Source organism: Stenotrophomonas sp. YJH_SMC_127 (assembly GCF_059372445.1).
The window spans coordinates 42,837-69,389 of the sequence record NZ_JCAFVO010000001.1 but is presented as its reverse complement, the minus strand read 5'-3'; the positions used below and the strand labels follow the sequence as shown (position 1 = coordinate 69,389).

Here is a 26,553-nt window from a genome sequence, read left to right as displayed (position 1 = left end):
GCGTCGCCGCGTGTGTCTTCCGGTAACACGCTTTGCCGATCCTGTCGGCAGTGCTGAAGCAGGCGCCAGCTCCATACCAGAGCGAACTGAATAGGCGTCTAAACCGCAGCAAACCCGAATCTGCTTATTCCGTCCTGCAGCAAGGCCTTTTCGTGCGGTAGGGCTACAATTTCATTTTCCCAACTGAGCAAGCGCATCGCTCTGCCATGAAACCGCAAAAAACCGCAGCCAAGACCGTGAAAAACAAGACGAAACCAGCAGAGTCGGAGGTCGCAGTGACCGCTGGTTTCTCCCTGGAGCCGGTGTACACGGCCTTGCGCAAGCGCTACCCCGCGGCCGCACAGGCCGAAGCGGTGGCCTTCGCCACTGACTTCTACAAGCGCATGGAATCGGACGAGTTCCCGCACCACAGCGCTGAAGAGTGGGCCGCGCTCGCGGCTGAGACGCTGGAATTCGCCCGTGCCCGCAAGGCCGGCAAGGCCAACGTCCGCGTGTTCAATCCGACTGCGAAGGCCAACGGTTGGGAATCGCCGCACACCGTGCTGCAGATCGTCAACGACGACATGCCGTTCCTGGTCGATACCGTCACCATGTCGCTGGCCGAGCAGGGCGTGGGTGTCCACGTGCTGGGCCACCCGGTGCTGCGCTTCACCCGCGACAAGGCCGGCAAGCTGGTCAAGGTCGGCGAGGGCGATGCCGAGTCGGTGATGCTGCTGGAGATCGACCGCCAGCCGGCCGACGCCATGGCGGCCATCGAACAGGCCATCAACAAGGCGCTGGACGAAGTGCGTGCGATCGTGCGCGACTGGCAGCCGATGAAGGACAAGGCGCTGGCACTGGCCGACGACCTGGGCAGCCGCCAGCTGCCGGTCGACGCAGCCTCGCGCAAGGAAGCACAGGAGTTCCTGCGCTGGGCCGCCGACAACCACTTCACCTTCTTCGGCTACCGCGAATACCGCGTCGAGAAGCAGGGCAAGGAAGAGGTGCTGGCGCCGCTGAACGATACCGGCCTGGGCCTGATGCGCGGCAAGGACAAGTCCGCCGCCCGTCCGGTCAAGACCCTGGCCGCGCAGGGCCTGAACACCACGTCCGGTCTGAAGGATGCGCTGATCCTGACCAAGACCAATGCCCGTTCGCGCGTGCATCGCGCTGGCTACATGGATTACATCGGCGTGCTGGAATTCGACGCCAAGGGCAAGATCATCGGCGAGCAGCGCTTCCTCGGCCTGTTCACCTCCAGCGCCTACAACCGCCGCCCGTGGGAAATCCCGCTGGTGCGCCAGCGCCACGAGCACGTGATGAAGCAGTCGGGCCTGGCCCCGGCCAGCCACAGTGGCAAGGCCCTGCGCCACATCCTGGAAACCCTGCCGCGCGAAGAACTGTTCCAGTCCAGCGAGGACGAACTGTTCCGCACCGCGATGGGCGTGCTGGGCCTGCAGGAGCGCGTGCGCAGCCGCCTGTTCCTGCGCCGCGACAAATACAGCCGTTTCATCTCCGCGCTGGTCTACCTGCCGCGTGAGCGCTTCAACACGGACGTGCGCCTGCGCATCGAAGCGATGCTGAAGGACGCGCTGCACGGCGAGTACGTCGACAGCTCGGTGGTGCTGGGCGAATCGCCGCTGGCCCAGGTGCACCTGATCGTGCGCCCGAAGCCGGGTGAGATGCTCGACGTCGATACCGCCGAACTGGAGCAGAAGCTGGCCCAGGTGCTGCGCAACTGGCAGGACGACCTGCGCGAAGCGCTGGTGGCCCGCCACGGCGAGACCGAAGGCCTGCGCATCGCCGCCCGTATCGGCAAGGCGCTGCCGGCCGGCTACATCGAAGACAACAGCACCGCGGTTGCCGCCAACGATGTCAGCCAGCTCGACGCCCTGACCGGCCCGGACGACCTGCGCCTGAGCCTGCAGGCCGTGCCGCGCGAAAGCGGTGATGGCCTGCGCCTGAAGCTGTATCGCCAGCTGGACGACATTCCGCTGTCGGACGCGCTGCCGATGATGGAAAACATGGGCCTGCGCGTGATCGCCGAGCGTCCGTACCGCCTGTCGGTCGACAACGCCCCGGTGTACGTGCAGGACTTCGAGGTCGAGTCGACCGCCGGCGCGATCGATGCCGCCAGTGTCGATGAAGCCTTCGGCGAGACCTTCGCCCGCGTCTGGCACGGCGATGCCGAGAACGACGGCTTCAACCGCCTGGTGCTGGCTGCCGGCCTGCACTGGCGCCAGGTCGCCATGCTGCGCGGCTACTGCAAGTACCTGCTGCAGACCGGCGTGCCGTTCTCCCAGGCCTACGTGGAAGGCACCTTCGCGCGCTACCCGCTGCTGGCCCGCCTGCTGGTCGAGCTGTTCGAAGCCCGCTTCGATCCGGCCACCGGCCACGAAAGCAAGGACGACATCGCCGCCGGCCAGGCCCAGCTGAAGGCCCACTTCGACGTGCTGGCTGCCGGTGACGATGCCACCCTGAAGGTGCTCAAGACCGTGGTCGACGCCCGCAAGGGTGACCGCGACGCGCAGATGCAGGCCGCGCGCGATGCGCTGCTGAAGCTGATGGACCGCGTGTCCAGCCTGGACGAGGACCGCATCCTGCGCTCGTTCATGGGCGTGATCGACGCGACCCTGCGTACCAGCTACTACCAGACCGATGCCAACGGCCAGCACGGCCATGTCATCAGCTTCAAGTTCGATTCGGCGCTGGTGCCGGACCTGCCGAAGCCGCGCCCGTACCGCGAGATCTTCGTCTACGGCCCGCGCGTGGAAGGTACCCACCTGCGCTTCGGCGCGGTCGCCCGTGGGGGCCTGCGCTGGTCGGACCGTCGCGAAGACTTCCGTACCGAAGTGCTGGGCCTGGTCAAGGCACAGATGGTCAAGAACACCGTCATCGTGCCGGTCGGCGCGAAGGGCGGCTTCTTCGCCAAGACCCCGCCGGTGAACGGCGACCGTGATGCGATCTTCGCCAACGGCGTGGCCTGCTACAAGCTGTTCATCCAGGGCCTGCTGGACATCACCGACAACATCGTCAACAACAAGATCGTGCCGCCGGTGGATGTCGTGCGCCACGACATGGACGATCCGTACCTGGTGGTGGCCGCCGACAAGGGCACTGCGACCTTCTCCGACATCGCCAACGGCCTGGCCATCGCGCACGGCTTCTGGATGGGCGATGCGTTCGCCTCCGGTGGTTCGGTCGGTTACGACCACAAGGGCATGGGCATCACCGCACGCGGTGCGTGGGAGTCGGTCAAGCGCCACTTCCGTGCGCTGGGCCGTGACAGCCAGAGCCAGGACTTCACTGCGGTCGGCGTCGGCGACATGTCCGGCGACGTGTTCGGCAACGGCATGCTGCTGTCGCGCCACATCCGCCTGGTGGCTGCGTTCGATCACCGCCACATCTTCCTGGACCCGAACCCGGATGCGGCCACCACGTTCGTCGAACGTGAGCGCCTGTTCACGGTCCCGCGTTCGAGCTGGGCGGACTACGATGCCAAGCTGATCAGCAAGGGCGGCGGCGTGTACCCGCGCAGCCTGAAGTCGATCGAGATCACCCCGCAGGTGCGTGAAGCGCTGGGCCTGGACGAGAACGTCAAGGCGCTGTCGCCCAACGAACTGATGAGCGCGATCCTGAAGGCACCGGTCGACCTGCTGTGGAACGGCGGCATCGGTACCTACGTCAAGGCCGCCAGCGAGCAGCACAGCGATGTCGGCGACCGTGCCAACAACGCGCTGCGCGTGAATGGTGGCGAGCTGCGCTGCAAGGTCGTGGGCGAGGGCGGCAACCTGGGCATGACCCAGCTGGGCCGCATCGAAGCCGCGCAGGCCGGCGTGCTGCTCAACACCGACTTCATCGACAACTCGGCCGGTGTCGACACCTCCGACCATGAAGTCAACATCAAGATCCTGCTCAACGATGTGGTGCGGGCCAAGAAGCTGACCGTCGAGCAGCGCAACAAGCTGCTGGCCTCGATGACCGATGAAGTCGCCGAGCTGGTGCTCAACGACAACTACCGCCAGAACCAGGCGCTGAGCCTGATGGAGCGGATGGCGGTCAAGCGCCTGGGTTCCAAGCAGCACTTCATCCGTACCCTGGAACAGCAGGGCCTGCTTGATCGCCAGATCGAGTTCCTGCCGTCCGATGCCGAGCTCTCGCAGCGCAAGGCGCGCGGCCAGGGCCTGACCCGTCCGGAGCTGTCGGTGCTGCTGTCCTACTCCAAGCTGGTGGCGTTCGCCCAGCTGCTGGATTCGGACATCCCGGAAGATCCGTACCTGTCCAAGGAGCTGCAGCGCTACTTCCCGACCCCGCTGCAGAAGAAGTACGCCGACGCAATGGAGCGTCACCGCCTGAAGCGCGAAATCATCGCCACGGCCGTGACCAACCAGACCATCAACCGCATGGGCGCTACTTTCCTGATGCGCATGCAGGAAGACACCGGCCGTTCCATCGCCGAGGTCGCCAAGGCCTACACCATCAGCCGTGAAACGCTGGATGCACGCGCGCTGTGGGCGCAGATCGATGCCCTCGACGGCAAGGTGCCGGAGTCGGTGCAGATCGACGCCCTGGAAGTGATCTGGAAGCTGCAGCGCTCGTTCGTGCGCTGGCTGCTGTCGCGCCCCGGCGCGATGCCCGGCATCACCGAAGCGGTCAACCGCTACCAGGGCCCGTTCAACGACATCCGCGTTGCCTCGGGTGTGCTGCCGGATTCGCAGCGTCCGACCTACGAAGCCCTGGTGGCCGAGTGGAAGGAAAAGGGCCTGCCGTCCGCGCTGGCGCAGCAGCTGGCCGAACTGCACTTCCTGGAGCCGGCGTTCGACATCATCGAGCTGGCCCGTACCCGCAAGCTGAAGCCGGTGGACGTGTCCAAGGTCCACTTCCGCCTGGGCGATGCCCTGCAGCTGCCGTGGCTGTTCGAGCAGGTCGATGCGCTGGAGGTCAATGGCCGTTGGCACGCGGTGGCACGTGGCGTGCTGCGTGACGAGCTGGCCGCCAACCACCGCAACCTGGCGGGCCAGGTGCTGGGTACCAAGGGCAGCAGTGCTGAAGCAAAGGTGGCGGCCTGGATGGGTCGCGACGACAGCAGCCTGCGCTTCACCCTGGCGATGCTGGCCGAACTGGCCGAGCAGAAGACCCTGGACTACCCGACCGTTTCGGTCGCGGTGCAGCGCCTGGGTCAGCTCGCTGCGCATGGTGCGTAAGCGCATTCGCGCTGACGCCCCACGGTTTGCTCTGCAAACCGTGGGCCCCATGCCAACCATGCTCCCAGACCCCCGCGCCGTTGGCGCGCCCCCCTGACTCAGGGGGGGCTCCTGATCTGCAGCAGTTGGAGGAACGGCCCCGCGAAAGCGGGGCCGTTCTGCATTGCCGGGTAGTGCCGGCCGCTGGCCGGCAACCGCATGGACCGCAATCGGTGCAGCTGCCGGCCAGCGGCCGGCACCACCGGGTATGCTCTTGCTGGCATACCCACCCGGATCCACCGATGAGCGACACCCCCCGCATCGCTTTCCTGGCCAGCGCCACCGAACCTGCACAGATGGCCCGCGCCGCGATGGTCTCGCGTTATGGCGATCACGCGCCGGAGCAGGCCGACGTGCTGTGTCCGCTGGGGGGCGACGGCTTCATGCTGCAGACCCTGCACCGGCATGGGCACCTGGGCAAGCCGGTGTTCGGCATGAAGCTGGGCACCGTCGGCTTCCTGATGAACCAGTACCGTGGCGACGACGACGTGCAGGCCCGCATTGCGCGTGCCGAACCGGCCAACCTGCGCCCGCTGGAAATGGTGGCGCTGACCGAGTCGGGCACCAGTACCGGTTCGCTGGCCTACAACGATGTCTCGCTGCTGCGCCAGACCCGGCAGGCCGCGCATATCGGCATCGACCTCAACGGCCAGGAACGCGTGGCCGAGCTGATCGGTGACGGCGTGCTGGTGGCCACCCCGGCGGGCAGCACCGCCTACAACTATTCCGCGCATGGACCGGTGCTGCCGCTGGGCTCGCACACCATCGCGCTGACGCCGTTGGCCCCGTACCGGCCGCGTCGCTGGCGCGGGGCGATCCTCAAGGCCGATACCGAGGTGCGCTTCCGCGTGCTCGATCCGTACAAGCGCCCGGTCAGCGTCACGGCGGATTCGCACGAGACCCGCGACGTGGTCGAGGTGACCATCCGCGAGTCGAAGGACCGCCGCGTGACCCTGCTGTTCGACCCGGAGCACAACCTGGAAGACCGGATCCTGAGCGAACAGTTCGTTTTTTGAGGACAATGGGCGGCCGGCCCCGCCGACCGCTTGAAGGACCCCCACCGATGGGCGACAACTCCCCCCGTTTGCTGACCGTCGCGGTGACCTCGCGCGCGCTGTTCGACCTCGAGGAAAGCCATGCGCTGTTCGAAAGTGATGGCGTGGCGGCCTACGCCGAATTCCAGCGCCAGCACGAGGACGATATCCTCGGCCCCGGCGTGGCCTTCCCGGTGGTGCGCAAGCTGCTGGCGCTGAACCAGGGCGCCAGCCCGGAGAACCCGCGGGTCGAGGTGATCCTGCTGTCGCGCAACTCGGCCGATACCGGCCTGCGCATCTTCAATTCGATCCAGCACTATGGGCTGGGCATCATCCGCGCGACCTTCACCGCCGGCGAGCCGACCTGGCCGTACGTGAAGCCGTTCGGTACCGACCTGTTCCTGTCGGCCAACCCCGAATCGGTGCGCAGCGCGCTGCGTCATGGCATCGCGGCGGCAACCATCCTGCCCAAGCCGCCGGGCGAGACCGCTGCGGCAGCCGCCGACCAGATCGATACTGGTCGCCCGGCCGGCCAGCTGCGCATCGCCTTCGATGGTGACGCGGTGATCTTCGGTGACGAGAGCGAGCGCATCTCGCGCGAGCAGGGCGTGGAAGCGTTTGGCCGCCACGAGCGCGAGCGCGCCCGCGAGCCGCTCAGCGGCGGACCCTTCCGTGGCTTCCTGTCGGCCCTGCATACGCTGCAGGAAGTGTTCCCGGCCGGCGAGAGCGCGCCGATCCGTACCGCGCTCGTTACCGCGCGTTCGGCACCGGCGCATGAGCGGGTGATCCGCACCCTGCGCGAGTGGGGCGTGCGCCTGGACGAGGCACTGTTCCTGGGCGGCCGTCACAAGGGCCCGTTCCTGCAGGCCTTCGGTGCCGACATCTTCTTCGACGATTCGCAGCACAACATCGACAGCGCCCGCGAGCATGTGGCCGCCGGCCACGTGCCGCACGGCGTCGCCAACGAGGGGTAGGGCGGACTCGACCGGTAGGTGCCAACCGTTGGTTGGCACTGCCTAGGACCCATGCCCACCAAGGTGGGCATCTACCACAGCCACATGCCCACCAAGGTGGGCATCTACCAGAGCCACATGCCCACCAAGGTGGGCATCTACCACAGCGACATGCCCACCAAGGTGGGCATCTACCACAGCGACATGCCCACCAAGGTGGGCATCTACCACAGCGACATGCCCACCAAGGTGGGCATCTACCACAGCGACATGCCCACCAAGGTGGGCATCTACCACAGCCACATGCCCCGGTAGTTGCCAACCTTGGTTGGCGCTGCCGTCAGGCCACGGGTCCGATCAAGGGCTGCCCGACATTCCCAGCTGCAGGTCCACCACCTTCCAGCGCAGGCCCTGCGGCTCCAGCACCACCTTCAACGGTGGCTGGCCGGGGCCGCGATCGACGTCGATCACGAATCGGTCCAGTGCTTCGAAATGATGCTCGGCATGCTTCAGCGGCCGCGCCGGTTCGGTCGCACCGAAGGCATCGCCGCCCTGCAGTTCATTGCGGCCACGCTTCCACAGCACGTGGCCCTGCAGCATCGCGCCGATCCCGGTCGGGGTCACCATGGTCTCCACTGCGGCACCGCCAAGCTGGTCGCCCAGCCCATAGAGCAGGGCGCCGAACGGGCTGGATGCCACGTCGGGGCCGGCCTGGCGCACCAGGTAGTCGTTGAGCTGCGCACGCAGGCTGCTGCGCACGCGCGGGAAGTCGACGTAACGCTCCAGGCGGGCGGTGTCGCGCTGCTCGATGGCCTTGGACAGGCCATTGACGGTCATGTAGGGGCCGCCGAACCACCAGGCCGCGACGGCCAGGACCAGCAGCACAATGAGTGCGGTGAGTTTCTTCATGCCGACCAGACTGCCGCAATGGCGGCAGTGCCGGGTGAAGACTCAATGACTGGGCGAACCACGGCCGTCACCGAAGGCATCGACCAGCTGTTGCCGTTCGGCCGGGGTCAGCGCTTCCAGCCGCGTCGCCAGCACCTCGTCGAGGCTGCGGGTACGGGTGGTGCCAAGGATGCCGCTGGCCACGCCGGGATGGCCCAGCGCATAGGCGAAGGCGGTCTGGGCCGGGCGTTGGCTGCGGATCGCGGCCACTGCCCGGCGCATCTGGCGGGCACTGCGCATCAGCTGCCGGCTGCTGGGCTTCAGCCAGGCGCGCGCCAGGTACCAGCCATCGGCCAGCCGTGGCAGGCGCGGGCGCGCGGGCAGCAGGTGGCCCTGCGCCAGCACGGTCCCGGCCAGCACGCCGATGCCCACCGCCTGCAACTGGTCGATCAGCGGTTCGCGGTCCTGCTGCAGGGCGTTGTAGTCCAGCAGCACCACATCGAAGGCGTCGGGATGGGCGATCATCCAGCGCAGGGTCGAGGCCGAGTGGGTGTTGATGCCGGTGTGCCGGATCAACCCGCGTTCGCGCAGGCGCTGCAGCGCGGCCAGCAGGTCGTCGTTGATGTCGTGCTGGCTGGCGCCATGCAACTGGTAGATATCCAGGTGATCCAGGCCGAGATTGCGCAGCGAAGCCTCGCAGCTGGCGATGATGGCTGCCGGCGAGAAGTTGCGTTGCTCGGCGCCGCTGACGCCGGCCTGGCCGGTCAGCGTGCCGCCCTTGCTGGAAATCACCAGTGCGTCGCGCGGGTATTGTTTCAGCAACGGGCGCAGGATGCGGCCCAGCCGCGGCTCGGCGTGGAAACCGGAGTAGTTGTGACCGGTGTCCAACAGGTTCACGCCCTGTGCCAGTGCATGCTCGACCACGTTCGCGGCCGATTGTTCCGGGAATCGGCGATGCCCCCAGAAGCCGGAACAGCCCAGGCCCACCGGCGAAACCGCCAGGCCGGTGCGGCCCAGCGTTCGGCGTTGCTGTGCCAATGGCATCAGAATTCCAGGTCCAGCGCCGCGCACAGGTAGTCGACGAACGGGCCGAGCGCGGCCAGATCCTTGCCCAGCGTGGACAGCAGGCGCGGACCGGTCATGGTGGCGTCGTCCAGCGAGCGCCACATCACCCAGTTGCGGTGCTTGAGGTCGTCGATGAACTCGAAGTCGGCGGGGAAGCCACGCGGCGGACGCACCAGCTTTTCGCTCTCCTCGAAATCGAAGCGCTTGCGCAGGCCCGGTGCGTGCGCGGCGGCCTTCCAGCTGCCCGGGTTGTCGAGGATGAAGTGGCGCACGCGACGCTGGGTTTCCGGTTCCGGATGCCACAGGCCGGCACCGACGAAGCTCTCGCCCGGCTGCAGGTGCACGTAGAACGAAGGCGCGGCTACTTCACGGCGGCGCTCATGGAACAGGCGCGCGCCCTGCCAGGTCTTGTACGGTGACTTGTCGTTGGAGAAGCGCGCGTCGCGGTGGATGCGGAACAGCGAGCCGCCGACGCCGCGCGTATCGGCACGGAAGTGTTCGCTGACCTCGGCCAGGGCCGGTTGCAGGTCGCCCAGCAGGCGCAGGAACGGCTGCCGTACGTGGTCTTCATACTGCTGGCGGTGGTCGTTGAACCAGGCCTTGTCGTTGTGCCGCGCCAGGCTGCGCAGGAACCTGAAACTGGCGTCCGAGAAGTAGGTGCTCACAGCGTCTCCTGCAGGTGCTGGCCCCAGTCGCGCAGCGATTGCAGCAGGGCCTGGCGCCGCGCGTCGTCGGGCGCTTCGGCGGCCAGTGCATCGAGCTGCTGCTGGTACTGGGGCAGGTTGAGTTCGCCCAGCCCGCCGTCGCCGAGCAGGCGCTGGCGGCGGTAATCCTGCCAGCGCTGGCGTTCCGCCGGCGCGAGGCTGTCGGGGTGGTTGCGCGCGCGGTAGCGGAACAGCAGCTCCGGCAGGCGCGGGTCGCGGAAACGGCCTTCCAGCGCGGCCAGCTGCTCGGGCGCGGTGGTGCGTGCCAGCGCAAGCAGCGGTTTGTCGCCGTTGCCGAGGAAACCGTCGTACAGCGAGGCATCGACGTCGGCCACGGTGGCGACGCGGGGCTGGTTGTAGACCTGGCGCGCCTTCTCGGCCAGCTGCGGGGCGAACGCGCGCAGCCGTTCCACCTTGGCCTCGATCGCGGCCACGTCCAGGCCGAGGCGCGCGTGGTCATCGGCGCGCAGGTGGTTCCAGGCGATCAGCGCTGGCACCTTGTTCAGATGCACTTCCTTCAGCGGCACCCGCGCCACGCCTTCGGGCAGCTCGCTGGCGCGCAGGTAAAGGCGCTGTGCGATCACCTCGGCCGGCAGTTCCAGCAGGTCGTCGATCTCGCCTTCCAGGTCGAACACGATCACCCGGTTGTTGATGGTGGGGTGCACGGCCAGCGGCAGTACTGGCGCCGCGCACAGGCGACTGGCCGGGTAGCGCATGGAAATGTGCAGTACCGGCTTCATCGCGGCCACGTCCAGCAGGCCGCCGACGAAGCGCTTGTCACGCAGCTTCAGCGCGTACTCCCACAGGCGCGGCTGCGACTGCTTGAACAGGCGTGCCATGCCGATGGTGGCACGTACGTCGGACAGCGCTTCGTGCGCATCGCCCTCGCGCACGTTGTTGGCCTCGGCCAGGTGCTCGAGCTTGAACGAGGTGGCGCCGTCCTCGCGCAGCGGCCACTGGATGCCGTCCGGACGCATCGCGCGCATCAGGCGCAGCATGTCCAGCAGGTCCCAGCGCGAATTGCCGTTGCGCCACTCGCGCTCGTACGGGTCGTGGAAATTGCGGAACAGCCCGTAGCGGACGAATTCATCGTCGAAGCGCAGCGTGTTGTAGCCCAGCGCGCAGGTGCCGGGGCGCGACAGCTGTTCGTTGATGCGGTCGAAGGCCTCGGCCTCGCTGATGCCCTCGGCCAGGGCCTGCTGCGGGGTGATGCCGGTAACCAGGGTGGCCATCGGCGAGGGCAGCAGGTCATCGGCCGGGCGCACGAAGAAGCTGACCGGCGTATCGATCTCGTTGAGGTCGGCATCGGTACGGATCGCGGCGTACTGCGAGATGCGCGTGCGCCGCGGGTCCTGGCCGAAGGTTTCCAGGTCGTAGAACAGGAAGCTGTCGGCCATCAGTGCGCGCCCTCCAGGACCGGCAGCTGCGCGTGGATCTGCGCTTCCAGCGCGGCCCAGTCGATGTTGTCCAGTGAATCGTGACCGGTGGTGGCGGCCACCAGCATGTCGCGTTGCAGTTCGGTGCGGCGCAGCGCCTCGGCGTACGGTGTGTGCAGGAAGGTGACCATCGTGTAGTGCGGCACGAAGCGGGTCGGCCAGCGCCGCTGCAGTTCCTGCTCCAGTTCGCGCTGCAGCAGGAACGCAGGATCGGCGACACGGTCGCGCATCTCCAGGTAGTTCTCCAGCGCCATCTGCTGGATGGCACGTGCATTCGGCTTGCGCTCGGCTTCGAACGCGGCGAACGCGCCTTCCAGATCATCCGCTTCCATCAGGTGCCGGGCCAGCGCAACGCAGTCCTCGAACGCGCAGTTCATGCCCTGGCCGTGGAACGGCACCATCGCATGCGCGGCATCGCCGATCAGTACGGCGCGACCGTGCTGGTGCCAGCGCTCCAGGGTGAGCGTGCCGAGCAGCCCCGGCGGGTGCTGTTCCCAGTCCGCGCGCAGGTTCGGGATCAGCGGCAGGGTGTCGGCGAACTCCCGCGCGAACAGCGCCTCGGCCTGCGCGCCGGTGTTGACCGTGGCGAAGCTGGGATCGCCCTGGTTGGGCAGGAACAGGGTGACGGTGAAGGTGCCTTCGTGGTTGGGCAGGGCGATGCACATGTAATGGCCGCGTGGCCAGATGTGCAGCGCGTTGCGCTCGATTCGGAAGCTGCCGTCGGCGGCCGGAGGGATCTCCAGCTCCTTGTAGGAGTGGTCGAGGAAGGCGATGTCCTCGCCCAGCGGGGCACGGCGGTTCATCGCCGCGCGCAGGGCCGAACCGGCGCCGTCGGCACCGATCAGGGTGTCGAAGCGGATGTCGTGCGGGCTGTCGTCGCGGTCATCGATGAAACGCGCGTAACCGGCGTCGAAATCAACGGTGTGCAGGCGCCGATGGAAGTGCACGGTGGCGCCGGCCTGCTCGGCCAGTTCCAGCAACGTGGTGTTCAGATCGCTGCGGTGGATCGACCAGATCACTTCGCTGTCATCACGGCCATAGCGCTGCAGCTGCGGTTCGCCGTCGCGGGGGTGCACCATGCGGCCGCGCATCATCACCGCGCGTGCCATCACTTCGTGCTCCACACCCGCCTGGCGCAGCGCATTGCGCCCACGCTCGGCCAATGCCAGGTTGATCGAGCGGCCACTCTCGTAATCAGCCACGCGCGGATCACCGCGGCGTTCGTACAGGGTGATGCGCCAGCCTTGCCGCGACAGCAGGATGGCCAGCAGGGACCCGGCCAGGCCGGCACCGATAATGCTCAACGAGCGGGAAGCATGTGCGATCAACGAACTGTCCAGCAGCAGGGGAGGGACCGGCTCAAAGGCCGGCCCAGGCTTCCACTTCCTCGACGAAGTGGTGCACGTCCAGGTAGCGGTTGTAGAGCGGGGTGGGCGAGATGCGGATCACGTCGGGTTCGCGCCAGTCGCCGAGCACACCGATGCCACGCAGGTGCTCGAACAGTGCGCGGCCACGCTCGCGGCCACCGATCACGCGCAGCGACAACTGGCAGCCGCGGCGCTGCGGATCGGCCGGGGTGATGATGTCCAGCACCTGTGGCAGGCGCGCACGTACCAGTGCTTCGAGCATCCCGGTCAACGCCAGCGATTTGCTGCGCAGCGCCTCCATGCCGGCACGTTCGAACAGGTCCAGCGAGGCGCGCAGCGGTGCCAGGCCGAGGATCGGTGGATTGCTCAGCTGCCAACCCTCGGCGCCGATGGCCGGGGTGAACTGCGGCGCCATCTGGAAGCGGGTGGCTTCCTCATGGCCCCACCAGCCAGCAAAGCGCGGCAGGGTGGTATCGCGGTGGTGGCGCTCGTGCACGAAGGCGCCAGCCACTGCGCCCGGGCCGCTGTTGAGGTACTTGTAATGGCACCACACGGCGAAATCGGGGGCCACGTCATGCAGGCGCAGCGGCAGGTTGCCGACCGAGTGCGCCAGGTCGAAGCCGATGCGTGCGCCCTGCAGGCGGGCGGCGCGGGTGATCGCATCGAGGTCGAAGGCCTGGCCGGTGCGGTACTGCACGCCAGGCCACAGCACGAGCGCCAGGCGCGGGCCGTGTTCGGTCATGGCGCGCTCGATGGCGTTCAGTGAAATCGTGCCGTTGGCTTCGTCCGGCTGCACTTCCACCAGGCACTCGGCCGGGTCGAAGCCATGGAAGCGGATCTGGGCTTCCACTGCGTGGCGATCGGTCGGGAACGCGCCGGCTTCCATCAGGATCACCGGGCGCTGCGTGGTCGGCCGGTAGAAGCTGACCATCATCAGGTGCAGGTTTACGCTCAGCGTGTTCATCGCCACCACTTCGCTGGGCAGCGCGCCAACCACGCGGGCCAGCTGCGCGCTCACCAGGCGGTGGTAGGACAGCCACTGCGTCGGGCCGGTGAAGTGGCCTTCCACCGCCAGTTCGCCCCACTGCTTCATCACTTCCTGCACCGCTGCCTGCGCGCCGCGCGGCTGCAGGCCCAGCGAGTTGCCCACGAAGTAGGTCTGCTCGCCGCCCTCATGGCGCGGAATCAGGAATTCATTGCGCAGCGGGCGCAGCGGATCGGCGGCGTCCAGGGCGATGGCGTGGGTGCGGCTGAGCAGGTCGGACATGGTCGGGCAACAGGCTGCAACGGGACCGCCAGTGTAGCGCCTGGGGCATGGCCCGGTAGCAGCCGGCCCGGCACCAGCGCCGTGTGATCCGGTAGTCGCCAACCTTGGTTGGCGCACGTACAAGAAAGCGCCCACCAAGGTGGGCATCTACCAGGGCGGGAGCGAGCAAGCGCCCACCAAGGTGGGCGACTACCGTTCGAGGGGCTCAGCCCACCGCTGGCACCGGCAGCGGATCCACGTGCCCGCACTGGCTGCAGGTACGCAGCTCCAGGCTGGCGTGGTAGCGCGCAAACACCTTGGGCAGGTCGGTCTCGATGTTCTGCAGCGGGAAGAACTCTTCGTGCAGCTTGTGGTTGCAGCGCTCGCAGTGCCAGATCACGCCGTCCATCTCGTGCGGCAGGCGCTTGCGCTCGACCACCAGGCCGATGCCACCGGGCGGGCGCCGCGGCGAGTGCGGAACCTTTGCCGGCAGCAGGAAGATCTCGCCGGCGCGGATCGGGATGTCGCGCACCGCGCCGTCTTCCTGCACCTTCAGCACCATCTCGCCTTCGAGCTGGTAGAACCACTCGGGGCCTTCGTCGTAGTGATAGTCGGTGCGCGAATTCGGCCCGCCGACCACCATCACGATGAAATCGCCGTTGTCGATCATCTTGTTGCCCACCGGCGGCTTCAGCAGGTGGCGGTTCTCTTCGATCCAGGCGTGCAGGTTGATCGGCGAAGCGAGCATGATGGTCATCCGTAAGGGCTCAGTCGCGCTTGCCCTTGCGCGGGATGTAGGACAGGGCCTTTTCATATGCAGGCTGCAGCTCTTCCTGCGAACCGACGTCGATGCCCATCTCGCGCACGCGTCCGTCCTTCAGGCTGTAGACCCAGCCATGCACCATCAGCTTCTGGCCGCGGGCCCACGCATCCTGCACGATGGTCGAGCGGCACAGGTTGGCCACCTGCTCGATCACGTTCAGTTCGCACAGGCGCGCGTGCTTGAGCTCATCGGTCTCGATCGCATCGAGGATGCCAGTGTGCTTCTGCATCACGTCACCGACGTGGCGCAGCCAGTTGTCGGCCAGGCCGACGCGGGTGTTGTGCAGGCAGGCATGCACACCGCCGCAGCCGTAGTGGCCAACGATCAGGATGTGCTTCACCTTCAGCTGGTCCACCGCGTACTGCACCACGCTCAGGCAGTTCAGGTCGGTGTGCGCGACCACGTTGGCGACGTTGCGGTGCACGAACACTTCGCCCGGGGCCATGCCGATGATCTGGTTGGCCGGCACGCGCGAATCGGAGCAGCCGATCCACAGGTATTCCGGGTGCTGCTGCTTGGCCAGCTGGTGGAAGAACTCGGGGTCTTCCTTCTCGATCCGGTCGGCCCAGTCGCGGTTGTTCTGCAGCAGCTTGTGGATGTCTTTCATGTTCGGGTCCCTGGCGTCGGGTGGGGGCGCGCCGCAGCCGTCCGGCTGCGTCGTCGCGGGAATCTGCGGCGTTCAGTCGCTGCGGGCGGCCTGTTCGCGGTGCCAGCGCATCCACTGCGCCAACTCGGTGGAAGAGGGGGTGTCCAGCTGTTCCAGTGCCGCGATCACGGCGCGCTGGTTCGCGTCGGGATGGTTCTGGCTCAGCTTGAGCTTCATCTGCACATGTTCGACCTGGAAACGGAAGCCGACGATGGCGCGCAGCTCCGGGCCATGTTCGGCACGCGTGGCATCGAACTGCCAGGCCTTGCCGACGCTGGCTTCGAAGCGGTCGCTGATCGCGCCGACCAGCTCCGCCAGCGCACCGGCATCGTCGAAGGTCTGCAGCTGGCCACGCAGCTCGGCAGCAGCGTAGTTCCAGGTCGGTACCCGCGCGGCGGGCTCCTTGTCCGGATACCAGCTGGCGGAGACGTAACCGTGCGGTCCATCGACCAGCACCTTGGCCGCGCCGCTGTGGCGCGACTGCGGGTTGGCGCGGGCCCAGTGGCCGCGCAGTTCGATCTGGTCGCCGTCACGCCGGTACAGCACCGGCATCCGGGTCAGCTCCGGCAGGCCATCGCTGCCGGGGGTGAGCACGGTAACGAACGGGTCGCGCGCCAGCAGGCGGTCCAGCCAGAGCAGGTCGGTCTCGGCGAAGGCGCGCGGGGTGAACATGCAGGGGTCAGGCGCGCCCGCCGAGTGACTGGATCATGCGGCCACGCAGGCCCTCGTCGCTGTCGGCCTGCGGCGGCTGCACTTCGTGCAGGCTGAAGCCGCGCACCAGTGCGTCCTCCTCGTCCAGGCCGTCGTACTCGACGAACTCGGCGTCGAACAACTGCGAACGGGCGGTGTCTTCGCTGTCGTAGCTCAGCGTGTTGCCATCGCTGTCGAGCACTTCGGCAGTGCCGGCCGGGCGAACGCGCAGGCGCGCCCAGATGAGGGTGTTGCCGAGGCTGGCCAGCCACCAGCTGTCGCGCGAGGCGGTGATGTCATTCATGAGCGTATTACCAGAGCGAGGCCAGCCAGAGCAGGGCGGCCATGCCCAGTCCGGCCAGCAGGGTCAGCAGCGATACCCAGGCCGGTGTCGCCAGCCCGGACAGCGAGCGGTCCGGTTGCTGCCGATAGTCGCGTCGCAGCAGCCAGGCCAGGGCATCGGGCTTGAGGAAGGCGCCGCTGCCGAAGCGCGCGGCGAGCGCCGGATGGCGGTCGCGCACGTGCACCAGGGTCAGCGGCCAGAAGATCACGAAGGCACTGAACCCGGCCACTGCAACGCCGACGAAACAGAGGGCGAAGAACAGGGTCATGGGGGCGGTACCTCCGTGGTCGTGTGGGGCTTAGAAGTCCGCGCTGCCCGGCGCGCGCGGGTACGGGATCGCATCGCGGATGTTGGACAGCCCGCAGACGTACACCACCAGGCGTTCGAAGCCCAGGCCGAAGCCGGCGTGCGGCACCGAACCATAGCGGCGGAAATCGCGGTACCAGCTGTAGTGCTCGCGATCCAGGCCGAACTGGGCCATGCGCGCGTCCAGCACGTCCAGGCGCTCTTCGCGCTGGCTGCCGCCGATGATCTCGCCGATGCCCGGGGCCAGCACGTCCATCGCGGCAACGGTCCTGCCGTCGTCGTTCAGGCGCATGTAGAAGGCCTTGATGTGCTCCGGATAGTTGGTCACCACCACCGGGTGGCCGACGTGTTCCTCGGTCAGCCAGCGCTCGTGCTCGGTCTGCAGGTCCAGGCCCCATTCGACCGGGAAGTCGAACTTCCTGCCGGACTTCTGCAGCAGGCTGACCGCGTCGGTGTAGTCGATGCGCTCGAACGGTGCGTTGATGAAGTCTTCCAGCTTGGTGATCGCGTTCTTGTCCACGCGCTCGGCAATGAAGGCCAGGTCGTCGCTGCGTTCGTTCAGCACTGCGCGGAACAGGTACTTCAGGAACTCTTCGGCCAGGCGCGCGTCTTCGGCCAGGTCGGCGAAGGCGATTTCCGGCTCGATCATCCAGAACTCCGCCAGGTGGCGGGTGGTGTGGCTGTTCTCGGCGCGGAAGGTCGGGCCGAAGGTGTAGACCTTGCTCAGCGCCAGGCAGTAAGCCTCGACGTTCAGCTGGCCGGACACGGTCAGGAAGGTTTCCTTGCCGAAGAAGTCGCGGCTGAAATCGATCGCGCCCTTCTCGTCACGCGGCAGGTTCACCATGTCCAGGGTGGACACACGGAACATCTGCCCGGCGCCTTCGGCGTCGGAGGTGGTGATGATCGGGGTGCTGATCCAGTTGAAGCCGTTCTCGTGGAAGAAGCGGTGCACGGCCTGGGCCAGGCAGTTGCGGATGCGGGTGACCGCGCCGAACAGGTTGGTGCGCGGACGCAGGTGCGCCACTTCGCGCAGGAACTCCGGCGACATCGGCTTGGGCTGGATCGGGTAGGTGAGCGGGTCTTCGACCCAGCCGACCACGTCCAGCGTGCTGGCCTGGATCTCGAACGACTGGCCCTTGCCCTGCGACTTCACCAGCGTGCCGGTGGCGATGACCGAGCAGCCGCTGGTCAGGCGCTTGATCTCATCGAAGTTGGCCAGGCTGTCGCCGGCCACGACCTGGATCGGGGCGAAGCAGGAGCCGTCGCTCACATTCACGAAGGCCAGATTCGCTGAACCGCGCACCGTGCGCACCCATCCGCGTACCGTGACTTCGCCGCCTTCCGGGATCTTCCCGGCAAGCGCATGTTCAACGCTGACCACCGTCATGACTTGAATCCTCTGCTGATCGACTCGATCTGTGAACACGGGAGTTTACCGGTTGCAGCGTTCTGCTTGCGAGGCATTTTTCGTGGCAACGGCTCCTTATAATGTCCCCGTACCTCTGGAGTAGCCCCATGGCCGTCAGCCTGACCCCCATTGCCTTCGAGCGCGTGCAGCGCTTCGTCGCCCAGACCCCCGGCGCGCTGGGCCTGCGTTTCGGCGTGACCAAGACCGGCTGCTCCGGCTGGGGCCACGTGACCGACCTGGCCCGCGAAGAGCGCGAGGGCGACACGGTGTTCGAGCAGGAGGGCGTGAAGATCTACGTCGACGCCAAGAGCCTGGCGCTGGTGGACGGCACCGTGATCGACTTCGGCAAGCATGGCCTGAGCGAGACCTTCACGTTCAGCAACCCGAACGCCACCGCCGAGTGTGGCTGCGGCGAGAGCTTCACCACCGACGCCGACAAGGCCTGAGGGCCGGCCACCGGGCATGGCCCGGCGCTGACCAGGCGTGCTCTGGTGGGCGCCGACCTTGGTCGGCACGCTGGGCTCGGCAGGGACCCCACGGATGGAACGACCGCTTTTCACCTATCACCCCAACGCCTACGACCTCTCCTTCGAAGAGGTCGAGGGGATCTGCGACTGCTGCGGCCAGGCGCGCGCACTGCGCTATCGCGGACCGTTCTATACCCGCCTGCGCCCGGATTACCTGTGCCCCTGGTGTATCGCCAATGGCAGGGCTGCGGCCAGTTACGAGGGCGAGTTCACCGGCTGGAGCGATATCGAGGGGGTATCCCCGGATCCGGCTGATCCGCCGCCGACCATCGCCCGTGAGCTGCTGCTGGAGATCTGCGAGCGCACCCCGGGCTACTCCTCCTGGCAGCAATCGGTCTGGTTGAGCCATTGCGAACGGCCCTGCGCCTTCCTCGGCTACGCCGGCAGCGACGATCTGCTGCCGATCCTCGACCAGGTCCGGCCGGACGTGGCGGCGGTCAATCCGCGCGACGCCGACTGGGTGCTGGAGCATCTGAGCCGGGACGGGATGATGGTCGGCTGCCTGTTCCAATGCCTGGAATGCGGCCAGCATCGTCTTCACGTCGATCTGGAATGAGCACGTGCCGGACATGGGCCGGCGCTCCCGTTCAGGTTGCCCGGTTTGCGCCCGGTTGCCCGGTGGCGCCGCTTGCCGCATAATGCGCGGCTTCCTGCCTTCCCGGCGGGAATCCTTGCCCCACCGCGGTCTCAACGGCGGGGGGCTGTCCGGCCGCAAGGCCACATCCGAAAGGTAGAAAAAAACATGAGTCGTCATTACGAAATCGTGTTCATGGTCCACCCGGACCAGAGCGAGCAGGTCCCGGCCATGATCGAGCGCTACAAGTCGCTGGTCGAGAACGGCAACGGCACCATCCACCGTCTGGAAGACTGGGGCCGCCGCCAGCTGGCGTACCCGATCCAGAACCTGGTGAAGGCCCACTACGTGCTGATGAACATCGAAGCCGACCAGGCCGTTCTGAACGAACTGACCGAAAGCTTCCGCTTCAACGACGCCGTGCTGCGCAACCTGGTCATCAAGCGTGACGAGGCTGACACCGAGCAGTCGCTGATCATGAAGAGCAAGGACGAGAAGGGTGACAAGCCGGAGCGCGGTGAGCGCCGTCGTCGTGACGACGAAGAAGGCGAGTCCACCACCACCGCTGACAACGAAGCCGGCGACGACGCCGCTTCCGCCGCCTAAGGAGCCTTCCCATGTCCAAGTTCTTCCGTCGCCGCAAGTTCTGCAAGTTCACGGCTGAAGGTGTGAAGGAGATCGACTACAAGGATCTCAACACCCTGCGCCAGTACCTGACCGAGAACGGCAAGATCGTGCCGAGCCGCGTCACCGGTACCAAGTCGAAGTACCAGCGCCAGCTGGCGACCGCCGTCAAGCGCGCCCGCTTCCTGGCCCTGATCCCGTACACCGACAACCACGACGTCTGATGCCCGGCGGGGCGGCCTGGTGCCGCCCCCGCTGTGCCAGCTATTCGGACAGCCTTTGTTGCGGGGCATCGCCTCGCTAACGAATAACTCATCTGGAGCAATACCATGCAGCTGATCCTCCTGCAGAAAGTCACCAACCTCGGCAACCTGGGCGACCTGGTCGACGTGAAGCCGGGCTACGGCCGTAACTTCCTCGTGCCGCAGGGCAAGGCCGTGCCGGCCACCGAGAGCAACAAGGCCGAGTTCGAAGCCAAGCGCGCCGAATACGAAGCCAAGGCCCAGGCCATCCACGCCGACGCTGACGCCCGCAAGGCCAAGCTGGACGGCGCGAGCGTGACCATCCCGGCCAACGCTTCGACCGAAGGCAAGCTGTACGGCTCGGTCGGCGCCCGCGAAATCGCCGATGCCTTCACCGCTGCCGGCCTGCCGGTCAGCAAGAGCGAAGTCATCCTGGGCGAAGGCGCCTTCCGCAACATCGGCGAGTACGACGTGCTGATCCACCTGCACGCCGACGTCGAGACCACCGTCAAGGTCGTCGTCGTCGCCGAAGCCTGATCCCACGCCGCAAGGCCTGGCATCACCGCAGAACGGGCGCCCGCAAGGGTGCCCGTTTTGTTTTATGGCTCCGTTTCGTGGCGTGCGGCCACGTCCGGCCGACGGGGTGGGGCTGGACAATGTTCCACGCCCATTCGTAGAACACGGCCACATCGGTATACTCAGGGCGTCACACCCGTTCCACGGGCATCGATCCCAGCAGGATCAATGACTTGGAGGGTAAACGCAGGCCGCTTGCCGGCCCCAGTCCGGAACCCCTATGCGTCTTTCCACGATCAAGCTGTCCGGCTTCAAGTCGTTCGTCGATCCGACCACCCTGCACCTGCCGACCAACATGACCGGCGTGGTGGGCCCCAATGGCTGCGGCAAGTCGAACATCATCGATGCCGTGCGCTGGGTCATGGGCGAGAGTTCGGCCAGCCGCCTGCGTGGCGACTCGCTGACCGACGTGATCTTCTCCGGGTCCAATGCCCGCAAGCCGGTCTCGCAGGCTACCGTCGAGCTGATCTTCGACAACTCCGACCACACGATCTCCGGCGAATACGCCTCGTTCAACGAAATCTCGGTCAAGCGCACGGTCAGCCGCGACGGCACCAGCAACTATTACCTGAACGGCACCAAGTGCCGCCGTCGCGACATCACCGACCTGTTCCTCGGCACCGGCCTGGGCCCGCGCAGCTACTCGATCATCGAGCAGGGCATGATCAGCCAGATCATCGAGGCGCGCCCGGAAGACCTGCGCGTGTACCTGGAAGAGGCAGCCGGCATCTCCAAGTACAAGGAGCGCCGCAAGGAGACCGAGACCCGCATCCGCCACACCCGCGAGAACCTGGACCGGCTGGGCGACCTGCGCGACGAGATCAGCAAGCAGCTCGAACACCTCAAGCGCCAGGCCAGGCAGGCCGAGCAGTACCAGGCCCTGCAGGAAGAGCGCCGGGTCAAGGATGCCGAGTGGAAGGCGCTGGAATTCCGTGGTCTCGACGGTCGCCTGTCGAAGCTGCGCGAAGGCCTGTCGCAGGAAGAGACCAAGCTGCAGCAGCTGATCGCCGACCAGCGTGATGCCGAGGCCCGCATCGAGACCTCGCGCGCGCGGCGCGAAGAGGCCGCCGACGCGCTCAACACCGCGCAGGCCGCGGTCTACCAGGTCGGCAGCACGCTGGCGCGCCTGGAACAGCAGATCCAGCACCAGCGCGAGCTGTCGCAGCGCCTGCACAAGGCGCGCGATGAAACCCAGCAGGCCCTGGCCGAACTGGGCCAGCACATCAGCGGCGACGAGGCCAAACTGAGGGTGCTGCGCGAGGCAGTGGAGGCCGCCACCCCGCAGCTGGAGGCGCTGCAGGAAGAGAACGAGATCAAGCAGGAAAGCCTGCGCGAGGCCGAAGACCGGCTGGCCAGTTGGCAGCAGCGCTGGGAGCAGCACACCTCGCAGAGTTCGGAGGCGTCGCGCGCCGGTGATGTCGAGCGCACGCGTGTGGACTACCTGGACAAGCAGATCCTCGACGCCGACCGGCGTCGCGAGGCCCTGGCCGCCGAGCGCGCCGGGCTGGACGTGGACGCGCTGGAAGAAGCCTTCGAGCAGCTGCACCTGCAGCACGACACGCAGAAGGCCGCGCTGGATGAACTGAGCGAAGACGTCGAGCTGCGCAAGCAGGGCGTGGCGGCCGTGCAGGAACAGCAGCGCAATGGCCAGAACGAACTGGCCGAACTGCGCAAGCAGGCCAACGGCCTGCGCGGTCGCCTGGCCTCGCTGGAAACCCTGCAGCAGGCCGCGCTGGGCCAGGAGCAGGGCGCGGCCGTCGCGTGGCTGAAGGCGCGCGGGCTGGATTCGGCGGCACGTGTCGGCGAACGCCTGGACGTCGATGCCGGTTGGGAAAACGCGGTGGAAAGTGCGCTCGGCCAGCTGATCGAAGGCGTGCTGGTCGATGACCCGGGCAGCCTGGTCAACGCCCTCGGCGAACTCGGCGACGGCCACATTGCGCTGGTCGCCAGCGCGGATGCCGAGGTCAAGGCTGCACCGACGTCGCTGGCCGCACGCGTGCGTGGCCCGGCGGCGATCCGTCGCCTGCTGGCGCACCTGCATGGTGCCAAGGACCTGTCCGAGGCGAAGGCCCTGCAGGCCAGCCTTCCGGAAGGCGATTCGATCATCACCCAGAGCGGCGAGCGCCTGGGCCAGGGCTGGCTGCGCGTGTCGCGCTCCGGTGCAGCCCAGCAGGGCGCGCTGCTGCGCGAACGCGAGATCAACGAGCTGCGCGAGCAGATCGAGCAGCTGCAGGACCGCGAGGCCGAGCTGGAAGAACAGCTGGCCGGTTTCCGTGAGCAACTGCAGGCCGCCGAACAGCAGCGCGAGGACGCGCAGCGCGCGCTGTACCAGGCCCACCGCGCGGTGTCCGAGCTGGCCGGCCAGCTGCAGGGGCAGCAGGGCAAGGTAGAGGCTGCACGCACGCGCATCGACCGCATCGAAGGCGAGCTGAAGCAACTGCAGGAAACGATTGAAGCCAACAACGCGCAGGCGCGCGAAGCGCGCTCGCGGTTGGAGAACGCGGTCAGCAGCATGGGTGACCTGGAGTCGACCCGGCAGCGGCTGGAGGGCGAGCGCCGCCAGCTGACCGAGGCGCGCGACCTGGCCCGCGATGCTGCCCGTGCAGTGCGCGAGCGCTCGCATTCGCTGGCCCTGACCCTGGAATCGCAGCGTGCGCAGCTGGCCTCGTTGAGCCAGGCGCTTGAGCGCATGGGCACCCAGCGTGGGCAGTTGGATTCGCGACTGGGCGAGCTGCACTCGCAGCTGGACGAAGGTGATTCGCCGGTCGAAGCGCTGCAGGCCGAACACCAGAACGCGCTGGAAGAGCGCGTGCGCGCCGATCGCGTGCTGACCGAGGCGCGGACGCTGCTGGACGGCATCGACGCCGAGCTGCGCAATTACGAGCAGACCCGTCACCAGCGTGACGAACAGGCGCTGGCCCAGCGCGAGCGTATTTCGCAGCGCAAGCTGGACCAGCAGGCACTGGTGCTCAGCGCGGACACCCTGCAGGCGGCGGTGGAAAAGGCCGGCTTCGTGCTGCAGGACGTGCTCAACGCACTCCCCGAGGATGCGCGCCTGGGCGACTGGGAGCAGGCCGTGCATCAGATCGACGCACGCATGCGCCGGCTGGAGCCGGTCAACCTTGCGGCCATCCACGAGTACGGCGAGGCTTCGCAGCGCTCGGATTACCTGGATTCGCAGCACACCGACCTGACTACGGCGCTGGAAACCCTCGAGGATGCCATCCGCAAGATCGACCGCGAGACCCGCGGCCGTTTCAAGGACACCTTCGACCGCGTCAATGCTGGCGTGCAGGCGCTGTACCCGCGCCTGTTCGGTGGCGGCCACGCCTACCTGGAGCTGACCGGTGAAGACCTGCTCGACACCGGTGTGACCATCATGGCGCGCCCGCCGGGCAAGCGCGTGTCCAGCATCTCGCTGCTGTCCGGCGGCGAGAAGGCGATGACGGCAGTGGCGCTGGTGTTCGCCATCTTCCAGCTGAACCCCGCGCCATTCTGCCTGCTGGACGAGGTGGACGCGCCGCTGGACGAAGCCAACGTCGGCCGGCTGGCCAACATGGTCAAGGAAATGAGCGAGAAGGTGCAGTTCCTGTTCGTCAGCCACAACAAGGCGACGATGGAGGCCGCGCACCAGCTCTCGGGCGTGACCATGCGCGAACCGGGCGTCAGCCGCCTGGTCAGCGTGGACCTGGAAGAAGCCGCGCGATTGGCGGGCGCGGCCTGACGTGCCATCCTAGTTACCTGAATGAACTAGCCGGAGAACCTATCGAATGTCCGACACGGCACTGTTGCGCATCGGCATCCTGGCCGCCGGCCTGCTGTTGATCGCCGCGATCTTCCTGTTTGGCCGTCCGAAGAAGAAGCCCCAGGGACGCCGCGTGGAAAGCGCGGAACCGGCCAGCGGCGAGCGCCGCGAACCGGTATTGGGCGAGGACGGCGTTGTCGTGGCCGATGGCCGCGTCGAACCGGGCATGGGCACGGAAGGCGAACAGGCCGAACTCGGCCTGGGCGATACCGACCCGGGCGCCAGCGATCTCGGCAAGCGAGCCACCCAGGATTTCGACAAGATCGTTTCGCTGTTCGTGGCCGCCCGTGCCGGTGAGCAGCTGCGCGGCGAAGACATCGTGGTAGCCGCGGAGAAGACCGGCCTGGTGTTCGGCCACATGAACGTGTTCCACCGTCTGGTGGAAGGCCATCCCGAGCGCGGGCCGATCTTCTCGATGGCCAGCATCATGAAGCCAGGCAGCTTCGACATGGCCAACATCCGTGCCATGGAAACCCCGGCCATCGCCTTCTTCCTGACCCTGCCGGCGCCGCTGACCGCGCTGGATGCCTGGGAGAAGATGCTGCCGACGGTGCAGCGCATGGCCGAACTGCTGGATGGCGTGGTGCTGGATGACAGCCGCAACGCCCTGGGTCGCCAGCGCATCGCGCACATCCGTGACGAGCTGCGCGCCTACGACCGCCAGCACCAGGCGCCGCCGCTGACCAAGACCCCGCGCTGGTGAGCGCCATGGCGTGCCGACCAACGGTCGGCACCCACCCCGACCAACGGTCGGCACCCACCCCGACCAACAGTCGGCACCCACAACAGTAGATCCACGCCATGCGTGGATGGGGGCTACGCCGGTACGCCGGCCACCTTGGCAAACGCGCGGCGGAACGCGGCCATCTCGTCCTCGCTGCCGACGGTCACGCGCACGTGCTGCGGCCAGATAGGCCAGCTGCGCCCGATCACCACACCGTTGTCGGCCATCGCCTTGGCGAACGTGCTGCCGTCGCGTTGCACGTCGACCACGAAGCAGTTCGCTTCCGACGGCAGGCAGCTGAAACCACGCTTGCCCAGCCATGCGATGGTGGCCTGGCGCACCTTGGCGTTCTGCAGGCGACGCTGCGGAATCAGCTGCGGATCCTGCAGGCTGGCCAGCGCCGCCGCCAGCGCGGGCACCGGTAGCGGGTTGTCGCCGGGGCTGGCCAGCTCGCGCAGACGCTCGGGATGTGCGGCCACCAGGCCCAGGCGCAGGCCGGCCATGCCGTACAGCTTGGAGAAGGTACGCAGCACGATCAGATCGTCGCGCTGCGCCACCTGCGCGATCAGGCTGGGCTGCTCGCTGTATTGCAGGTAGGCCTCGTCGACCAGCACGCGGGTGGAGGCAGGCTTGTGGGCCAGCAGCCAGGCGAGCTCATCCGGTGGGCTGATCGAACCGGTCGGGTTGTTCGGATTGCACACGTACAGCAGCCCGGTCGGGCGCGCATGCGCGGCTGCGACCATCGCACGCAGGTCATGTGCGCCGTCATTGCGCAGCGGCACCTTCTGCACGTGTGCACCATGTGCGGCAGCGACCTCGCCCAGGGTCTCGAAGGTGGGGTCGGCCACCACCAGTCCCGCCTGCGGGCCGGTCCACAACGTGGCGGCGCGGTTCAACGGTTCGCTGGAGCCCGGATAGAGGCGCACATGGTCGGCCGGGATATGGGCCTGCTCGATGAAGGCATCGCGCACCTGTGCCGCCAGGGCGAAGCGGTAGCGGCCGCAGCTGGCGATGCTGTCGCGCGCCGCCTGCTGGGCAGCGGGGGAGGGGCCGTAGGGGCATTCGTTGAAGTTCAGTAGTACCGCGCCTTCGGCGGGGGCCGCACCGATGGCGGCCGCGGATTGGGCCTGGCCACGCAGGGGCAGGCCGCTGCCGGCGACGGCAAGGCTGGCACCGGCCAGCTGCAGGAAGCGTCTACGGGAGGCAGGCAGGGTCATGGGCAGGATTCCGATGGGGGCCGTCGCACGCTAGCGCCGGCGTGGGCGGGCGGCAAGCTGCTTTTTGTGGCGTCGAGCCATGCAGATGTGCCAACCAAGGTTGGCACCTACCGGAATGAGAGAGAAGGTTGGC

General features: G+C 67.3%; 24 protein-coding genes. 11 read left to right on the top strand and 13 right to left on the bottom strand.

Annotated features, from left to right (window positions below):
• Positions 1–206: 206 nt before the first annotated feature.
• The 4 genes from AC5QAB_RS00310 (at position 207) to AC5QAB_RS00295 (ending at position 7,524) form a co-directional block, all read left to right on the top strand.
• Positions 207–5,183 carry an NAD-glutamate dehydrogenase gene (locus tag AC5QAB_RS00310; RefSeq protein ID WP_495233092.1) on the top strand — a complete coding sequence of 1,659 codons (4,977 nt, stop codon included), beginning with the start codon at positions 207–209 and terminating at the stop codon, positions 5,181–5,183.
• A 281-nt stretch (positions 5,184–5,464) separates the two neighbouring features.
• A complete protein-coding gene (locus tag AC5QAB_RS00305) occupies positions 5,465–6,238 on the top strand; it encodes an NAD kinase (RefSeq protein WP_032962058.1) in 774 nt (257 codons plus the stop codon).
• A gap of 47 nt (positions 6,239–6,285) precedes the next feature.
• Complete coding sequence (locus AC5QAB_RS00300; protein ID WP_005410242.1) at positions 6,286–7,230, top strand: 5'-nucleotidase; 945 nt, start codon at positions 6,286–6,288, stop codon at positions 7,228–7,230.
• 51 nt (positions 7,231–7,281) lie between these two features.
• Positions 7,282–7,524 carry a hypothetical protein gene (locus tag AC5QAB_RS00295; protein WP_495233091.1) on the top strand — a complete coding sequence of 81 codons (243 nt, stop codon included), beginning with the start codon at positions 7,282–7,284 and terminating at the stop codon, positions 7,522–7,524.
• Positions 7,525–7,566: 42 nt separating this feature from the next.
• On the opposite strand, the gene AC5QAB_RS00290 is transcribed toward AC5QAB_RS00295, so the two are convergent.
• From AC5QAB_RS00290 to asnS, 12 genes are all read right to left on the bottom strand, one after another.
• The gene (locus tag AC5QAB_RS00290; protein ID WP_014647672.1) at positions 7,567–8,118 is read right to left on the bottom strand and encodes a DUF2939 domain-containing protein; all 552 of its coding nucleotides are present in this window, start codon (positions 8,116–8,118) and stop codon (positions 7,567–7,569) included.
• 42 nt (positions 8,119–8,160) lie between these two features.
• Positions 8,161–9,141, bottom strand: coding sequence for an aldo/keto reductase (locus AC5QAB_RS00285; protein WP_075076593.1), 981 nt, complete (start codon positions 9,139–9,141; stop codon positions 8,161–8,163).
• Positions 9,141–9,827 carry a DUF2461 domain-containing protein gene (locus tag AC5QAB_RS00280; RefSeq protein ID WP_032962055.1) on the bottom strand — a complete coding sequence of 229 codons (687 nt, stop codon included), beginning with the start codon at positions 9,825–9,827 and terminating at the stop codon, positions 9,141–9,143. The genes AC5QAB_RS00285 and AC5QAB_RS00280 overlap by 1 nt, the downstream gene beginning before the upstream one ends.
• Entirely contained in the window at positions 9,824–11,263 is a 1,440-nt protein-coding gene (gene sbcB / locus AC5QAB_RS00275) for an exodeoxyribonuclease I (protein ID WP_197561574.1), read from the bottom strand. The genes AC5QAB_RS00280 and sbcB overlap by 4 nt, the downstream gene beginning before the upstream one ends.
• On the bottom strand, positions 11,263–12,630 hold the full coding sequence (locus AC5QAB_RS00270) for an FAD-dependent oxidoreductase (protein ID WP_197561573.1): 1,368 nt from the start codon (positions 12,628–12,630) through the stop codon (positions 11,263–11,265). Before AC5QAB_RS00270 ends, sbcB begins: the two co-directional genes overlap by 1 nt.
• A 31-nt stretch (positions 12,631–12,661) precedes the next feature.
• Positions 12,662–13,936 (bottom strand): kynureninase, encoded by a 1,275-nt coding sequence (gene kynU / locus AC5QAB_RS00265; RefSeq protein ID WP_100450312.1) that lies wholly within the window; start codon positions 13,934–13,936, stop codon positions 12,662–12,664.
• A 205-nt stretch (positions 13,937–14,141) separates the two neighbouring features.
• Positions 14,142–14,663 carry a 3-hydroxyanthranilate 3,4-dioxygenase gene (locus AC5QAB_RS00260; RefSeq protein WP_041864228.1) on the bottom strand — a complete coding sequence of 174 codons (522 nt, stop codon included), beginning with the start codon at positions 14,661–14,663 and terminating at the stop codon, positions 14,142–14,144.
• Positions 14,664–14,682: 19 nt separating this feature from the next.
• Positions 14,683–15,345: a carbonate dehydratase gene (gene can, locus AC5QAB_RS00255; protein WP_010480460.1), complete on the bottom strand. Its 663-nt coding sequence runs from the start codon at positions 15,343–15,345 to the stop codon at positions 14,683–14,685.
• A gap of 72 nt (positions 15,346–15,417) precedes the next feature.
• Positions 15,418–16,056 (bottom strand): FMN-binding negative transcriptional regulator, encoded by a 639-nt coding sequence (locus tag AC5QAB_RS00250; RefSeq protein ID WP_049419404.1) that lies wholly within the window; start codon positions 16,054–16,056, stop codon positions 15,418–15,420.
• 7 nt (positions 16,057–16,063) lie between these two features.
• Positions 16,064–16,378, bottom strand: a complete 315-nt coding sequence (locus AC5QAB_RS00245; protein ID WP_006453002.1) for a hypothetical protein — start codon at positions 16,376–16,378, stop codon at positions 16,064–16,066.
• A 7-nt stretch (positions 16,379–16,385) separates the two neighbouring features.
• Positions 16,386–16,685, bottom strand: coding sequence for a hypothetical protein (locus AC5QAB_RS00240; RefSeq protein WP_005410232.1), 300 nt, complete (start codon positions 16,683–16,685; stop codon positions 16,386–16,388).
• Positions 16,686–16,715: 30 nt separating this feature from the next.
• The gene (asnS, locus tag AC5QAB_RS00235) at positions 16,716–18,110 is read right to left on the bottom strand and encodes an asparagine--tRNA ligase (protein WP_197561571.1); all 1,395 of its coding nucleotides are present in this window, start codon (positions 18,108–18,110) and stop codon (positions 16,716–16,718) included.
• 128 nt (positions 18,111–18,238) lie between these two features.
• Here asnS and AC5QAB_RS00230 point away from each other — a divergent pair, with 128 nt between their 5' ends.
• The 7 genes from AC5QAB_RS00230 to zipA all read left to right on the top strand — a co-directional run bounded on the left by AC5QAB_RS00230 (position 18,239) and on the right by zipA (position 25,182).
• Positions 18,239–18,577 carry a HesB/IscA family protein gene (locus tag AC5QAB_RS00230; protein WP_046431542.1) on the top strand — a complete coding sequence of 113 codons (339 nt, stop codon included), beginning with the start codon at positions 18,239–18,241 and terminating at the stop codon, positions 18,575–18,577.
• Between the two features lie 94 nt (positions 18,578–18,671).
• Positions 18,672–19,214, top strand: coding sequence for a CbrC family protein (locus tag AC5QAB_RS00225; protein WP_049408585.1), 543 nt, complete (start codon positions 18,672–18,674; stop codon positions 19,212–19,214).
• Positions 19,215–19,400: 186 nt separating this feature from the next.
• Complete coding sequence (rpsF, locus tag AC5QAB_RS00220; protein WP_006452997.1) at positions 19,401–19,838, top strand: 30S ribosomal protein S6; 438 nt, start codon at positions 19,401–19,403, stop codon at positions 19,836–19,838.
• An 11-nt stretch (positions 19,839–19,849) separates the two neighbouring features.
• Positions 19,850–20,080: a 30S ribosomal protein S18 gene (rpsR, locus tag AC5QAB_RS00215; protein WP_002804494.1), complete on the top strand. Its 231-nt coding sequence runs from the start codon at positions 19,850–19,852 to the stop codon at positions 20,078–20,080.
• 105 nt (positions 20,081–20,185) lie between these two features.
• A complete protein-coding gene (gene rplI / locus AC5QAB_RS00210; RefSeq protein WP_014647660.1) occupies positions 20,186–20,635 on the top strand; it encodes a 50S ribosomal protein L9 in 450 nt (149 codons plus the stop codon).
• Between the two features lie 259 nt (positions 20,636–20,894).
• Entirely contained in the window at positions 20,895–24,398 is a 3,504-nt protein-coding gene (gene smc, locus AC5QAB_RS00205) for a chromosome segregation protein SMC (RefSeq protein ID WP_049408591.1), read from the top strand.
• Positions 24,399–24,444: 46 nt separating this feature from the next.
• Entirely contained in the window at positions 24,445–25,182 is a 738-nt protein-coding gene (zipA, locus tag AC5QAB_RS00200; protein ID WP_014647658.1) for a cell division protein ZipA, read from the top strand.
• Positions 25,183–25,295: 113 nt separating this feature from the next.
• Here the strand turns inward: zipA and AC5QAB_RS00195 are convergent, their stop codons facing one another.
• The gene (locus AC5QAB_RS00195) at positions 25,296–26,420 is read right to left on the bottom strand and encodes a pyridoxal phosphate-dependent aminotransferase (protein ID WP_197561570.1); all 1,125 of its coding nucleotides are present in this window, start codon (positions 26,418–26,420) and stop codon (positions 25,296–25,298) included.
• Between the last annotated feature and the right edge of the window lie 133 nt (positions 26,421–26,553).